11 protein-coding genes are annotated in these 15,644 nt (G+C 25.5%); 9 read left to right on the forward strand and 2 right to left on the reverse strand.

Translation table 11 applies throughout. The features are described from left to right. Nucleotides 1-10 precede the first annotated feature (10 nt). The 9 genes from ALEK_RS02540 to ALEK_RS02580 all read left to right on the forward strand — a co-directional run bounded on the left by ALEK_RS02540 (nt 11) and on the right by ALEK_RS02580 (nt 13,284). A complete protein-coding gene (locus ALEK_RS02540) occupies nt 11-679 on the forward strand; it encodes an OmpA family protein (protein WP_071626383.1) in 669 nt (222 codons plus the stop codon). Nucleotides 680-735: 56 nt separating this feature from the next. Continuing rightward, entirely contained in the window at nt 736-3,849 is a 3,114-nt protein-coding gene (locus ALEK_RS02545) for a transporter substrate-binding domain-containing protein (RefSeq protein WP_071626382.1), read from the forward strand. Beyond that, nucleotides 3,842-4,531 carry a response regulator transcription factor gene (locus tag ALEK_RS02550; protein ID WP_071626381.1) on the forward strand — a complete coding sequence of 230 codons (690 nt, stop codon included), beginning with the start codon at nt 3,842-3,844 and terminating at the stop codon, nt 4,529-4,531. The genes ALEK_RS02545 and ALEK_RS02550 overlap by 8 nt, the downstream gene beginning before the upstream one ends. A gap of 190 nt (nt 4,532-4,721) precedes the next feature. After that, nucleotides 4,722-6,662 (forward strand): TolC family outer membrane protein, encoded by a 1,941-nt coding sequence (locus tag ALEK_RS02555; protein ID WP_071626380.1) that lies wholly within the window; start codon nt 4,722-4,724, stop codon nt 6,660-6,662. A gap of 10 nt (nt 6,663-6,672) precedes the next feature. After that, nucleotides 6,673-7,308, forward strand: a complete 636-nt coding sequence (locus ALEK_RS02560) for a transglutaminase-like cysteine peptidase (RefSeq protein WP_071626379.1) — start codon at nt 6,673-6,675, stop codon at nt 7,306-7,308. Further along, a complete protein-coding gene (locus tag ALEK_RS02565; RefSeq protein ID WP_071626378.1) occupies nt 7,305-9,230 on the forward strand; it encodes a bifunctional diguanylate cyclase/phosphodiesterase in 1,926 nt (641 codons plus the stop codon). The genes ALEK_RS02560 and ALEK_RS02565 overlap by 4 nt, the downstream gene beginning before the upstream one ends. After that, nucleotides 9,223-11,376 (forward strand): type I secretion system permease/ATPase, encoded by a 2,154-nt coding sequence (locus ALEK_RS02570; protein WP_071626377.1) that lies wholly within the window; start codon nt 9,223-9,225, stop codon nt 11,374-11,376. Before ALEK_RS02565 ends, ALEK_RS02570 begins: the two co-directional genes overlap by 8 nt. Next, nucleotides 11,376-12,686, forward strand: coding sequence for an HlyD family type I secretion periplasmic adaptor subunit (locus tag ALEK_RS02575; RefSeq protein WP_071626376.1), 1,311 nt, complete (start codon nt 11,376-11,378; stop codon nt 12,684-12,686). The genes ALEK_RS02570 and ALEK_RS02575 overlap by 1 nt, the downstream gene beginning before the upstream one ends. Before the next feature lies 1 nt (nt 12,687). Next, nucleotides 12,688-13,284: a response regulator transcription factor gene (locus tag ALEK_RS02580; protein WP_071626375.1), complete on the forward strand. Its 597-nt coding sequence runs from the start codon at nt 12,688-12,690 to the stop codon at nt 13,282-13,284. Between the two features lie 38 nt (nt 13,285-13,322). Here ALEK_RS02580 and trpS read toward each other — a convergent pair whose 3' ends face one another. Together trpS and ALEK_RS02590 are read right to left on the reverse strand one after the other, a co-directional pair. Beyond that, complete coding sequence (gene trpS, locus ALEK_RS02585) at nt 13,323-14,288, reverse strand: tryptophan--tRNA ligase (protein ID WP_071626374.1); 966 nt, start codon at nt 14,286-14,288, stop codon at nt 13,323-13,325. Nucleotides 14,289-14,337: 49 nt separating this feature from the next. Continuing rightward, nucleotides 14,338-15,621 carry a TAXI family TRAP transporter solute-binding subunit gene (locus ALEK_RS02590; protein ID WP_071626373.1) on the reverse strand — a complete coding sequence of 428 codons (1,284 nt, stop codon included), beginning with the start codon at nt 15,619-15,621 and terminating at the stop codon, nt 14,338-14,340. Nucleotides 15,622-15,644 lie beyond the last annotated feature (23 nt).

Consider the following 15,644-nt stretch of genomic DNA (forward strand, 5'->3'; position numbering starts at 1 on the left):
GAATTAAAAAATGAAAATGAAAAAACTATTATTAATATTAACAGCAGGTGTAGTAATAAATTTAAATGCAGGAATGGTTTCTGCAATAACAGGTGAAAATGTATCTAAAGATGATTATAAAAATAAAGATAGAGGGATTATTGTAGATCAAGATGTGGATGGAGATGGAATTATTGATTCTAAAGATGATTGTTTAGAAACAAAGCCTTGTCAAGCTGAAGGTTGTCAAAAGGAAGAGAAAAAAGTGGTAATCCTAGATACAGATAAAGATGGAGTATTAGATAATATCGATGAGTGTAAAAGTACACCACTAGGATATAAAGTTGATAGTATAGGATGTAGTATTTTAGTAGATTTAAGTGTTCAGTTTGATACAAACAAATATAATATTAAGACAAACTATACAGAAAAATTAGATGAATTTATTAATTTTATGAAAAAACATGAAAATTTCAAAGCTGTAATTGAAGGTCATACTGATAGTGTGGGTACTGAAAAGAATAATCAAATCCTTTCTGATAATAGAGCAAAAAGTGTAAGAGAATATATTATCGAAAATGGAATTGAAGAATCAAGACTTGAGTCTGTTGGATATGGAGAATTAAAGCCAATAGAAACAAATGATACAATTGTAGGAAAAGCATCAAATAGAAGAGTTGTTGCGGTTTTACAAAAATAGATAAGAGAATAGTATACTCATTTTGAGTATACTTCTTTTATTTTAAAGATACATATATGAAAACTTTTAAATTCTTATTTTTAATCACATACTTTTTAACAATACTTCTACATGCCAACGAAATAGATACTGGTATATCTTTTACTAAAAAAGAGTTAGCTTTTATTAAAAAACATCCACAAATTAAATTTAGTGATGTTTCATGGAAACCTTTTTTTGAAATAAACAATAATCAAAATAGTGGTATTTTTAAAGAATATTATAAATTAATAGAAGAAAGAACAGGCCTTAAATTTGAGTTTGTTCAAATTGGTGATGGAATTAATTTTCAACTAGTTTTAGATGCTTTGAAAAATAAAGAAATTGATATGATTGATGGGACAGGAAAGACAATAAGTAGAGAGAAATATGCTTTGTTTTCTGATCCATTAATGAAAGTTAGTTTGGCAATTGTAAGTAATAAAATAAAAAAGTATCAAAGTTTAAGTGAATTAAAAAATAAAAAAATTGTAGTAGCTAGAGGAAGTACTGCTTCTGAATATGTACAAGAATTTTTCCCTAATAAAGAGTTGATATATACAAATGGAATTAGAGAAGCTATATCTTTAGTAGATTCGAGAAAAGCTGATGCCTTGATTGATAATATAGTAGTTCTAGATCATTTAATAAAAGAAAATAGTTTTAAAAAGGTGCAGATTTCTGGTATTCTTAACTATGATTTTACTATCTATTCACTAATTAGAAATGATTATGAAATACTCCAATCTATATTAAATAAAGCTATAAATTCAATAACAAAAGATGAATTACATAAAATCAATAATAAGCTTATTTTATCGACTATTAGACCTCACAAAAATAAAATCTTATTTACTGATGAGGAATACAAATATATAAATAATAAAGTATTTAAAATAGGTGTTTTAAGTAGTGCTTATCCTTTCTCTTTTTATGAAGATAATAATATTAAAGGCTTATCTTTTGATTTAATAAATCTTTTAATTAAAAAAAGTAATTTAAAAATTGAATATGTTGTAGATTCATGGAGTAAGAATGCAGAAAGATTTAAAAATGGAGAACTGGATTTAATTGATTCAATTTCTTATAATACTAAAAGAAGTAAATATACAAATTTTTCAAAAAGCTATTATGAAATACCTCATGTGATTTTCACAAGAAAAGATGAGTTTAATAATTATAAAAGTATTGAATCTCTTGTTGGAAAAAAGATTGGAATAAGTAAAGACATTTATTACTATGATGATTTAGAGAAATTAGGTATTTTTGAATTAATTAGATTTGGAAATACAAAAGAAAAAATGAAAGCATTATCCTTGGGAAAAGTTGATGCTATATTTAATAATTTAGTAAGTGGTCAAAAGCATATTAAACTCATAGGCTATAAAAATTTAAAAATATTGGATGAAATTCCTTCAAGTCTTGTAAAAAGAGAAGATCTTAGAATTGGTATAAGAAAAAGTGATCAACTTTTGCATTCTATAATAAATAAGAGTTTTGAGGCTATTACTTTTGAAGAAAAAAGAAATCTACTTATAAAATGGTTCTCATCTGAGAATATAAAACGTTTTAATAAAATCAATTATACAAAAGAAGAATCAGAGTACTTCAAAAAGAAAAAGAGTTTAAGTTTATGTGTTGATCCAAATTGGATGCCTTTTGATAAACTTGAAAAAAATGTTCAAATTGGGATGAATAGTGAGTTTATAAAAATTATTCAATCAAATATTAATATCCCTATAAAAATCTTACCTAGCAGTACTTTTAGAGAAGCTTTATCTTATGCAAAAAATGGGAAGTGTGATTTCTTATCCTTAATTGCAAAAACTGAAAATAGAAATAATTATTTAAACTTTACTAAATCTTATTTGGATGTTACCTTAGTTTTAGTTACACAACTTACTGAAGCTTCAATTTATGATATTAAATCTTTAAAGAATAAAACTATTGCAGTTCAAAGAGATAGTTCACTTGTTGATTTAATTAGAAATAATTATCCTCATTTGAAATTATTAGAAGTAGAGAATAATGAAGAAGGATTAGAAAAAGTAAAAGAAAATAAAGTATATGCTTTAGCAGGTAGTTTAGTTTCAATTGGTTATCACTTTCAAAAAGGTGAGCATAATCAATTAAAAATCAGTGGTACTTTTAATGAAAAACTAAAACTTGGTTTTGCTGTTAATAAAAATGATGAAGTATTATTTTCTATAATGAAAAAGTTAGTTTTTTCAATTAGTGAAGAAGATAAACAAAGAATTATGAATAAGTGGTTTTCTATAAATTATGGAAGAAGCTTTGATTATGAACTATTTTGGAAGGTTATGATTGTTGCTTGTTTAATTATTCTATTTTTTATCTATAGACATTATGAAATAAAAAGATCAAATAAACAACTACACGAATCTGTAAAAGAAGAGGTAAATAGATCAAGAGATAAGGATAAACTTCTATTCCATCAAAATAAAATGGTTTCGATGGGACAAATGATTGAAAATATTGCACATCAGTGGAGACAGCCTTTATCTCAAATTAATTCTTCTATTTTAATTATTGATGATATTTTATATGAAAAGAAAATAAAAGATAAAGTACTACTTGAAAAATTAAATGAAATAGAATCTATGACACAATATATGTCCGATACAATAAATGACTTTAGAGAGTTTACTTCTCCAGATAAAAGAAGAGTTAACTTCGATATTTGTATGGTTGTTGAAAGGTCTATTAATATAATAAAAGCATCATTTTTATTTAATAAAATAGAAATAGATTTTTATAAGAATAGTGATATTATATTTTATAATGGCTATCCAAATGAATTACAACAAGTACTTTTAGTTATGTTGAATAATGCAAAAGATGTCTTATTAATGAGAAATATAAAAGACCCTGAAGTAACTATTCGTATAGTAGAAAATGATAAGAGTTATCAGGTTTTTATAAAAGATAATGGAGGAGGTATTGATAGTGAAGTTCTTGATAAAATATTTGAACCTTATTTTACAACAAAACATCCTTCAAAAGGCACTGGATTAGGACTTTATCTTTCTAAAAAGATTATTGAAGAAGGTATGGGTGGTAGTATTTATGTACAAAATGATACAGTTGGTGCAAATTTTGTTATAACATTAAAGAAGGAAAGTAATGGATGAAATAATAAATCCTTATAGTATTTTATTTGTAGAAGATGAAGAATTAATAAGAAAAAATTATGTACGTTACTTAAAAAGATATTATGAGACTGTTTATGAAGCTTCAGATGGAGAACAGGCTTATGAAATATATAAAACTAAAAAACCTGAGATTTTAATAGTTGATATAAATCTTCCTAAGATGAACGGTTTAGAATTATTAAGCAAGATTAGAGAATCAGATCATACAACAAGAGCAATTGTTTTAACAGCTCATTCAGATATGAATTATTTATTAAAAGCTGCAGAATTAAAGTTAACAAAATATTTAATAAAACCAGTAGATAGAATTCATTTAAAAGAAGCTTTACATTTAGTAAATATGGAAATAGACAAGTTTGAAGTAAAATCAAAAAAGATTATCACTTTTTCTAATGATTTTAGTTGGAATTATGACTATAAAGAATTATGTTTTAATAATAAAATTATAGAAATTACTCCTCAAGAAAAGAAAATACTAGAATTATTTTTTGAAAATACTAATAAGGTATTGACTTACGATAGTATCATTCTAAAGGTTTGGAATGAATATGAATTTGAAAAAATTGATGCTTTAAAAACAACAATAAAAAACCTTCGAAAGAAGCTTCCAGAGGGTTTGATCTCTAATATTTATGGTCTAGGTTATAAGTTAACAATTTAAAAAATAAATAATATAAAATATCCTTTAATTTTTTTTATTTATATAAAAAAAATTAGCTTCAAATATTATTTCTTGTAATAGTTATTTATTACTAGAAATGTATACTTAAAACTCATTATTCCCTCACTTTTGTTCGTTAGAATTTCACCATATAAAATATAGAATAAAAGTTATTTATAAGGGATAATGAGTGAAGCAGAATTTTTTATCAAAAAGAGTATTTCTTAGTTTTTTATTGTTGGGGCAAGTTGCAATTGCTGAGAATTATAAAAAAGTAGTTTTGTCAAGTTTTACAAGTGAGACAGTAGCACAAGATAAATATAATAAATTATTAGAAGGTATTGAATCAAAAGTTAAATTTGAAAAAGAAAAATATCCATTTGATATTGTAATGAGGGAATCAGGAAAGCATTTTATTATTGCAGCTGAACCTTTTAAGTATGTTCGTGAAGCTCAAGAAGTATTAGCTAAATTAAAAAATGAATTTCCATCAGCATATATCAATAATAATGCTCAGAAATTTGATGAAAATGAGATAGCTGATGTTTCAAGTGAAAAAATAAAAGATGTAATTGCTGTAGATGAAGTTGAGACTGTGAACAAAGAAGTAGTTGAAGAAGAGCAAGCAATTGAAGCTTCAAAAGAAGAAGTTACAATAGAGAAAAAAGCTGAAATTTCTTTTTATACTTTAGAAGATATGATAAATGAACTTATTTTTACAGATCCTGAAATAAAAGAAAAATTATTCCAATATAATGCAATTATGGAAGATATTAATATTTCTGATGCTGGATATTTACCTACTCTTGATTTTGTAGGAAAAATTGGTAGAAAAGAGATTGAAAAAGATGGTATCCCTAAAGATGGTTTTGATACTTCAGAACTTACATTAAGACTTGTTCAAAACTTATTTAATGGTTTTGGTACACAAGCAGCTGTTAATAGAGATGAAGCAAGAGCTAAAGCAGCATTTAATAAATATATTGAAGTTGCACAAGATAAAATGTACAGAGCTATTGAGGCATATATTAAAGTAGTAAGATACAATGAAGTACTAAAAATTGCTAAAGATAATGTTAAAGTTCATGAAGAAACTCTTCTTAAAATTCAAGATAGATATGAAAAAGGCTTTAGTACATTAAGTGAGGTAGAAAGAGTTAAAGGTAGACTTGCTCTTTCAAAATCTAATTATGTTTCAGAGACAAATAATTTATTTGATGCAAAGTTTAATTTCCATAAATCATTAGGTAGATATGTTGATGAAACTACTTTAGTTATGCCAGAATTTAAAAGTTCTCTTCCTAAAACCTTAGAACACGCAACAGATATTGCTATTCATAATAACCCTTCAATATTAGTTGCTAACTATGATATTAAAGCAATCCAAGAATCATTACAATATACAAAAAGAAGAAACTACCCAACATTAGATATTGAGCTTGAAAGATCAAGATACAATAATTTAACAGGTACAACAGCAGGTACACAAGATGATACTAGTGCAATGTTAGTATTAAATTATAATTTATATAGTGGTGGTGCAGATAAGGCTGAAAAACAAAAATATGTAAGTTTATTGAATTATGAATATGCTCACAAAAATAAATTGAAAAGAGATGTTATTGAAGCACTAGGATTATCTTGGAGTGCATATAAAATGATTAATGAACAATATAAATATCAAGTTGAATATAGAGATTTAACTGCAAATACAAAGATTGCTTATGATGAAGAATTTCAATTAGGTAGAAGAACACTTATTGATTTACTAGATGTACAAGATGAAGTAAATAATATTAAAATTAAAGTTATTCATAATTCTTATGATTTACTTTTCTCAAAATATAGAGTTTTAGATGCAATGGGTGAATTATATAAATCTTTTGGAAAAGAATTTAAAGAAGACTATAAAGAAGATAAATTACTAGCTTATGTTGATGAAGATAATGATAAAATATTAGATTGTGAAGATCAGTGTGATAATTCAGCGACAGAAGAAACGAATATTTATGGATGTCAAGGTATAACTTGTGTTCAAGTTGATGAAATCAAATTTGATGCAGAAATTAAAGAAAATAATAATCAATTAGATACCACAGAAGTTCAAAACTTATGGGGTGTTAAAGAATAAAGAAGGTTAGATGAAGAAATATCTTGTTTTTATTTCTATATTTTTAGTTTTATTTACAGTTCTTTTCTCAAAAGAGCTGTATCCCAATAATATTCTAAAAAAAATAAATAAAAAGTATGGGAAATATACTACTAACAGATTTATATTGTTAAAGAAAAAAATAAATACAGCCAAAAATAAAAGTGATTTTGAAAAAATTAAAATTGTAAATGATTTTTTTAATAAAGTAAAATATAGCTCAGATATGAAAGTTTGGAACAAAAAAGATTATTGGGCAACGCCTTATGAATTTTTAGCCAAAGACAGAGGTGATAGTGAAGATTTTGTTTTTGCTAAATATTTTACTTTAGTTGATGAATTAAAAATGGACAGTAGTAAACTATTTTTTACTTATGTTAAATCAAAAAAGAAAAAAGTTTCTTATATGGTATTAACGTATTATAAAACAAAGAAATCAATACCTATTATTTTGGATTCTATAAATTATAAAGCATTACCAGCTTCTAAGAGGTCAGATATTGTACCAATTTATAGTTTCTCTGCAAAAAATGCAGGTTTGAATAAAAAACAAAATAGTAAGTTTAAAACAAAACAAAGTTTGAAATTTAGAAGATTATTAAAAAATATTAAAGAAGGAAAAATATGAGTTTATATAAACAGTTGACAATTTTAATTACTATATTTTTAGTATTTATGCTTACAGTTCTTCTTTGGTTTATCTTAGGATATAACAAAGATTTAATTGAAAATCAACTAAGCTCAAATGCCAAAAATAGTGCATCTTTTTTAGGTTTATCTATTAGTAAAGATGTAGATTTTGAGGATACTTCTACTATGGAAGGAATGATAAGTTCTATCATAGATAATGGTTTTTATGAATATATTGCTATTTATAATACAGATGAAAAAGAAGTGATTAAATTATCAAGTCCTAGAGAAATAGATAGTACACCATCATGGTTTACAAGTATTTTTGCAATTAATGCTCCTAGTTCTAGTGCAAATATTATGAATGGATGGTTAAATGCTGGCTCGTTAGAAGTTAAAATTCATCAGGATTATGCAAATAATCAAATGTGGGAAACTTTTAAAGCTATATCTAAAATCTTTTTACTTTCAACTTTTTTACTATTAATATTATTTTATATATTTATTAATAAATTATTACGACCACTTGAAAAGTTAAGTATACAAGCAAAAGCAATTGATAATAATGAATTTATTATAGAAAATGAACTTCCTAATACTTTAGAATTTAAAAACGTTGCCCTTGCTATGAATAAAACAATTTCTAAAATGGAAACAATTTTTAATAAAGAAGTTGAAACATTAAATAAATATAATGAACTTCTTTATAAAGATAATGATACAGGGCTTGGGAATAAAAATTATTTAAATTTGAAGCTTAGTTCATATTTAAAAAACTCACATGGTTTATTAGTATTTATTGATATAAAAGATGAAATTTCATTTAAGAAAAAAGTAGGATTTAAAAGTTATTTTTCTTTAAAAAAACTTATTATTGATGAAATTAATAATAGTTTTGAAACAAAAAAAGATATGGTTTTCTCAAAATTAAATGATGGAGTACTATCTATTTTACTTCCAAATACTCATTATGAAGATGTAGAAAATCAACTTAATAGTATTTATGAAAATATTCAAGAATATATTAAAAGCAAAAAATTAAATGAATTATTTGACTTGAAGTTTGCAATGGGTATTTCGAACTATGTACAAAATACTAATGTAGAAGATATATTATCTAAAACGGATCAATCTTTATCAATTGCTATGAAAAAAGATACTCTTAGATTAAATTATTTAGAAGATGATATTAAATTTACTAAACAAGAATGGATTGAATTACTTCAATGGGCATTTGAAAATGATGGTTTATTATTCCATGCACAAAATATTATTGACATCGAAACATACGATATTCATATGAAAGAGTATTACACAAGATTAAAAGATAAAAATGGTTTAGTATATTCACCAGGTGATTTTTGGTCTATAGTTTCATCAATGGGATGGTTAGCTCAATTAGAAAAACAAACTATTGAAAAAATATTTCAAACAAAACTTGATACAAAGGTAGTTACTAATTCAGTTATTAATCTTACTTCTGATTTTATTTCTAATAAACTAAGTGTTGATTGGTTAATAAATGAATTAAATAGCAAATTTATTGATTCAAATACTACTTTTTATTTTGAATGTGATAATGCAGATATTTTAAATAATATAATCGATTACGAACATTTTACAAAAGAAATTAATAAGACAAAACATAAATTTGCAATTGAAAGTTTTACATTTGATAGTGATAATTTAGATTATTTAAAAGTGTTGAACCCTGAATATATTAAAATTTCAAAATCATATTTAGTAGGTAATGTAAGTACTATTACAGATAGTATATTACTGAATATTACATCAACAATTGGCTCATACTTAATTGTTAAACATGTTGAGTCTGAAGATGAATTTAATCAACTAAAAAAGATTGGAATTAAATATTTACAAGGTAAATATATTGATAATCTAGAGAATATTAATGTTTAAAAATTTAAATCATGAGAAGTTATCATCTTCATTATTTGATAACTTAATCTATTTCTTAAAACATTACCATAAATCAATAAGTGCTAATACAATTATTGAAGGTTTTCCTTTAAAACAAAATGAAAAAATACCTGATATGTTAAGTATTTATAATGGAAAACCATTATTTGTATCTTTGGCAAGAAAAGCAGGATTTAAATCTAAATATGTGAAAAAAGATTTTAAAGATATTTCATCTTTAGTTCTACCTGCAATTATAATTTTAAAAGATAGTACTTCTTGTATTTTAGAAAAAATAGATAGAGAAAAAGATATTGCTGTTATTCATGTGAATGAGTTTGAAGAAATAAAAGAAGAGATTGAACTCTCTCAAATTGAAGATTTATATAGTGGGGAAATGTTTCTTTTAAAAAAAGAATATTTTGAAAGTGAATTAAAACCAAATTTGCTAAAAAAAAATAATGAACATTGGTTTTGGGGTACAGTTAAAAAGAACTTTTCTATTTATAAAGATGTTGTTATCGCATCAGTTTTAATTAATATTTTTGTGTTATTAACTCCATTTTTTGTAATGAATGTATATGACAGAGTTGTTCCAAATTTTGCTTTAGAAACTTTGTGGGCTATGGCAATTGGGATCTGTGTTATTTATATATTTGACTTGATTACAAAGTTTATAAGAGCTTATTACATTGATATTAGTTCAAAGAAAGTTGATATTATAGTTTCCTCAAAATTATTTGATAAGATTCTAAATATTAAGTTAGAACATAAACCAAAATCAATTGGTTCTTTTGCAAATAATATAAAAGATTTTGAATTAATAAAAAGTTTTTTTTCAAGTAGTACTATTGCTGTATTGGTTGATTTACCTTTTTCAATTTTGTTTTTAGTTGCAATTTATTATATCTCAGGAAGTATTGTTATTGTTCCTTTAATTTTCATTGCTTTAATTATGATGTATTCATTTTTTATTAGAAGACCTTTACATAAAAGTATTGAAGCCTCAAATGAAGCAGTATCATACAAGAATGGTATTTTAATAGAGAGTTTAAATGCTTTAGAAACTATCAAAAGTTTAGGGGCATCGGGACATCTTAGATGGAAATGGGAAGAAAGTACTGCTGATATTTCAACAAAGTCTTTACTTACAAAAATGCTAACAACTTCAATTACAAATATAAATGCATTTTTTGTTCAATTGACAACTGTTTTTGTTGTAATTTATGGTGTTTATGCAATTGCTGAAAAAGACCTGACTTTGGGTGGGCTAATTGCTGCTGTTATTTTAGGAGGACGAGCTATTGGACCTATGGGACAATTTGCTTCTTTAATTAGTAACTATGAGCAAGCCAAAACTTCTTATGTGATGTTAGAAAATATCATGAATCTTCCTGAAGAGAGAGAATCTAATAAAGCTGCAATTCATAAAGAATATATTGAAGGTAGTTTTGAATTTAAAGATGTATCTTTTTTCTATAATGAAAATAAAAAAGTTTTAGATAATGTCTCTTTTTCTGTAAAACAGGGTGAGAAAATTGCAATCATTGGAAAAATTGGTTCTGGAAAATCTACAATTATGAAAATGCTTATGAAACTTTATGATTCAAATGAAGGTGAAATAATTTTAGATGGTATTGAAATTAAACAAATAGAACCATCTGATGTTAGAAAAAATATAGCTTATGTTTCTCAAGATACTTTATTGTTTAATGGAACACTAAAAGAGAATATTTTATATAAATATCCATATGAAAATGATGATATTTTAATTAATGCAACAAAAACTGCTCAGCTTTTAGATTTTGTTAATTCTCATCCTCAAGGCTTTGATCTACAGGTTGGTGAAAGAGGTGATACTTTATCTGGTGGGCAGAAAAAAGCTATTTCTTTAGCAAGAGCTTTAGTTGGAAACTATTCAACTTTATTACTTGATGAACCTACAGATAGTATGGATATCGCAACTGAGAAGAATTTAATTAATGCATTAAAAGATGAAATAAAGGATAAAACAGTTTTATTAACTACTCATAAAAGTTCAATGCTTGATTTAGTTGATAGAGTTATAGTTATTGATAATGGAAGAGTTGTATTAGATGGTGAAAAAAACTATGTACTTAGTGCATTAGCTGGTAAGGTGAAATGATGAAAGAACAAGATAAAACATCAGATTTTGAATTTATGAATTCAGTATCACAAGCTTTAGTTGAAAAAGCACCTAATAGTACAAAAGTAATATTATATATAATTTTAAGTCTTGTTATATTCTTTTTTATATGGGCATATTTTGCAAAAGTTGACCAGCTCGTAAGAGGTGAAAGTAAGGTGATCCCTTATGGTCAAAACCAAATTGTACAAAACTTTGAAGGTGGAATTGTTATTGAAATTCTAGTAGAAGAGGGTGATTTAGTGAAAAAAGGTGATGTCTTATTAAAGCTAAAAAATAAACAATACTCTTCATCTTATGAAAAAAATATATTAGAGATCAATGAATTAAAAGCACAAAGAAATCGACTTATTGCTGAAGCGAATAGTAAAGATTTTATTTTTGATGAGAGAAATGATATTTATCAAAAAGAGTATGATTTATATAAAAGTGATTTGGCACAATTAAAATCTAAATTACAAGTTTTTGATGAACAAATTTCTCAAAAAGAGAAAGAAAAAAATGAGATTAAATCTAGAATACGACATTTAGATCAAAATTTTAAACTAATTAGAGAAGAACAAAAAGTGATGGATCCTTTAGTTAAAAGAGGAATAGTCTCTAAAGTAGAATATTTAAAGCTTTTAAGAGAAGCAAACTCTATTAAAGATGAATTAGAATCTACTAAACTATCTTTACTTAGAACAGCATCATCGGTTAAAGAGTTTAAAAATAGATATAAAGAAGCACAACAACAATTTCAAAATACTGCTCATGCTAAATATAATGAAGTTGTTGCAAAAATTAATCAATTCACTAAACAAAATCAAGGTTTAGCTGATCAAGTTAATAGAACGGTAGTTCTTTCTCCTGTAACTGGCTTTATAAAGAAAATGCATGTTAATACTATTGGTGGTAGCGTTCAGCCTGGAATGGACTTAGTAGAGATTGTTCCAAAAGATAAAAAACTTTTAATTGAAGCGAAAATTAAACCAGAAGATATTGCATTCTTACATTTTGAACAAGATGTTACTTTAAAATTTACGGCATATGATTTTAGTATTTATGGATCATTAGATGGAAAAATAGAAAAAATATCTCCAGATTCAAGTACAGACAAAGAGAATAATACCTATTACTTAATTTACATTAGAACAAATAAAGATTATCTAGGTATTGAATCAAAACCTTTAATGATAATGCCGGGTATGCGAGGTAGCGCTGATATATTGACAGGACAAAAGAATATTTTAACATACCTTTTAAAACCTATTATTAAAACTAAGCAATATGCTTTTACGGAGAACTAAGATGAGAATTATAATGATTTCTCCAAATAGATTATTACATAATCAATGGAATAAGGCTTTAGCAAGAGATGTAGAAATAAAGAATTTATATTTTGAAGAAGAAATTGATTCTTTTGATTATAAAGAGAAAGATATAGTCTTACTTGATTATGATAATCTATCTAGTTTTTTAATTAGAATTTTAAAAGCAAAGGTTATGTGTCTTAGTTCACAACTTGATAATGTGAAAGGTTTCAGACTTTTAAAAGAAGGTGCAAAAGGTTATGGAAATACATATATGACACCTTTAAATTTAAAAGAAGCCATTAAAGTTATTAAAAGTGATAAGGTGTGGATTTATCCTGAACTTATGAGTTTTATTATCGAACATTCAACTTTATCTACAACTTCAAAACAAGATACAAAAATTAATGAATTAAGTACTAGGGAATTTGATGTATCAAAGTTAGTTTCAAGAGGACTTACAAATAAACAAATAGCTAATGAGTTAGATATTACTGAACGTACGGTTAAAGCTCATATAAGTGCTGTATTTGCAAAGTTTGATATAAAAGATAGGGTAACACTAGGAATTAGAATGAAAGATCATGTGGTCTAGTAATTAGATATTAATATGTGGCTTTTACCACATATTAATTAGATTAGTCCTACTACGTCTCTTAATACTCTCATTTTTTCGCTAGCTATTTTAGATGCTTTTTCAGCCCCGTAAGCTAATATCTCATGTACCTCTTTTGGGTTAGCTAAAAGATGTTCTCTTCTTTCTTGATATGGTGCAAAGTACTCAGTCATTTTATCTAATAAAGTTAATTTAAAATGTCCATAACCTTCCCCTGGTGTTGCATATCTAGTTTGTAATTCTTTTAATTCTTCATCATTCATAAATAATTCAGAAAGTTTATAAATATTACAATTTTCCCATTCTTTTACTTCATCAAGTTCTCTTGAATCTGTTACGATTCCCATTACTTGTTTTTTGATTTTCTTTTTTGTATTAAACATATCAATCGTATTTCCGTATGATTTAGACATTTTAGCTCCATCTGTTCCTGGAACTGTTGCTAATACTTCATCAACTTTTGATTGAGGTAATACAAATAAATCTTGTTTATAAGTATGGTTAATTGAAGTTGCAATATCTCTTGCTATTTCAACATGTTGTATTTGATCTTTTCCTACTGGAACTATTTCTGAGTCAAAAAGTAAAATATCTGCAGCCATTAATACAGGATATGAGAATAAACCATGGTTTGCTTGAATTCCTCTTGCAGTTTTATCTTTGTAAGAGTGAGCTCTTTCTAATAATCCCATAGATGTATGGTTTGAAAGTAACCAATATAGCTCTAAAACCTCTTTTACATGATGTTGTACCCAGAAAGTTGCTTTCTCTGGATCCATTCCTAATGCTAAAAAGTTTACTGTTGCTTCAAAGGTATTTTGCTCTAGAACTTCTTTGTCTTTTACTGATGTTAATGCATGATAAGATGCAATAAAAGCAAATAGTTCTCCCTGGTTTTGTGATTCAATAATTCTTTTAATTGCACCGAAGTAATTTCCTATGTGTAATGTTCCAGAAGGTTGAATACCTGATAAAATTCTCAAAGTCATATTCCTTATATTTTTTTGACATTATATCTAAAGTAACTAAAAGTTAATTACTAGATATTTTGATATTTACCTTAGAAATAATTAGCTCTAAATGCATAATAAGATCGTAGTATTCACCCATATAAGATAATGGTACTTTTGTCTCTTCTTTTATTTCTTGTTTTAGTTTTTCAAGTTCTTTTAGTTTTTCTACAAGTTCCTCTTTTGATAGCCCTTCTAATGATAAATCTAAGTCTTGCACTTCATCATACCATCTATAGATTTTTGATCTAATACTCCATCTATAAAGAGGAAATACTCCCTTAAATAAGGGAATCATAAGTGTTAAAAGTGGAATTAAAAGTATTTTTAATCTATCAAGATTTGAAGCTATCCAATAAGGAAAAATCTTTTCTAAAAATGTATCACCATAAGTGAAATATCTAAAAGCTTCTTCATTCATATCTATTTCTATATTATTAATATTAGGAAATTGATTTTCAGCTTCAAATAGAGATTTTCTTTTATGAACTTCTTTTACTTTTTTCAAGAATATTCTAATTAATTCATCTGAAAAATCTTTATTTACTACTAGTGTTGCAGTTGTTGAAAGAAGTTTAATATCACGTGATGGCATATTATTATAAATATCAACAGTACCTTCATATAAGTTGATTGGCTCTAGATAATGAAACTTTTTACTATAAGCTATTGCTCTTTTGAAAGAAAACACAGCAATATCTTTGTTTTCTAATAACTCTTTTATGATTTTAGAATTAGCAGAAGTGACTAGAAAAAGTGCATCTAATTCATCATTTAAAAGTTTGTCTTTTGATTCTTTTGCATTAAAATATTCAAGTTGTGCATTATCTTTATTTATTCCATTAATTGCTAAAACTTCTGAACTTAAGTCTTTTGTTCCACTATGTTCTAAGCCTAAAGAAATTTTCTTTGATTTTAAATCTTGTATATATTGAATATCATTTAAATCTTTTTTATAAAAAAGCCATAAAGGTTCATAATAAACAGAAGCTAGCGCTTCTATACTTTTTGTAGTATTTGCTTTTATTGTACCGTTTTGAATAAAAGCGATATCAACTTTCTTTTCATTTAGAAATTTTATGTTCTCTAATGAACCTGAACTTGTAACAATATTTACTTCAACATCAACCTTATGTAATAACTCTTTATATTTAATAGCTGTTTGGTAGTATTGCCCATGAATAGACCCTGTTGCTATTGTAATAACTCTTTTAGGACTTGGATTTATAAACTGGAATGCTAAATAAAAGGAAGCAATTACCAGTAAAATAACAGGAATAGAAACAGTTAGAAATTTATTTTTCATTGTGGGACTCTTTTTTTAATATA

The sequence above is a fragment of the Poseidonibacter lekithochrous genome (genome assembly GCF_013283835.1).
Lineage (GTDB): Bacteria > Campylobacterota > Campylobacteria > Campylobacterales > Arcobacteraceae > Poseidonibacter > Poseidonibacter lekithochrous.

What these genes read in the sequence shown, in the direction of transcription:
- ALEK_RS02540 (WP_071626383.1), top strand. Translation starts at nt 11, where the DNA reads ATGAAAATGAAAAAACTATTATTAATATTAACAGCAGGTGTAGTAATA.
- ALEK_RS02545 (WP_071626382.1), top strand. Translation starts at nt 736, where the DNA reads ATGAAAACTTTTAAATTCTTATTTTTAATCACATACTTTTTAACAATA.
- ALEK_RS02550 (WP_071626381.1), top strand. Translation starts at nt 3,842, where the DNA reads ATGGATGAAATAATAAATCCTTATAGTATTTTATTTGTAGAAGATGAA.
- ALEK_RS02560 (WP_071626379.1), top strand. Translation starts at nt 6,673, where the DNA reads ATGAAGAAATATCTTGTTTTTATTTCTATATTTTTAGTTTTATTTACA.
- ALEK_RS02565 (WP_071626378.1), top strand. Translation starts at nt 7,305, where the DNA reads ATGAGTTTATATAAACAGTTGACAATTTTAATTACTATATTTTTAGTA.
- ALEK_RS02570 (WP_071626377.1), top strand. Translation starts at nt 9,223, where the DNA reads ATGTTTAAAAATTTAAATCATGAGAAGTTATCATCTTCATTATTTGAT.
- ALEK_RS02575 (WP_071626376.1), top strand. Translation starts at nt 11,376, where the DNA reads ATGAAAGAACAAGATAAAACATCAGATTTTGAATTTATGAATTCAGTA.
- ALEK_RS02580 (WP_071626375.1), top strand. Translation starts at nt 12,688, where the DNA reads ATGAGAATTATAATGATTTCTCCAAATAGATTATTACATAATCAATGG.
- ALEK_RS02590 (WP_071626373.1), bottom strand. Translation starts at nt 15,621, where the DNA reads ATGAAAAATAAATTTCTAACTGTTTCTATTCCTGTTATTTTACTGGTA.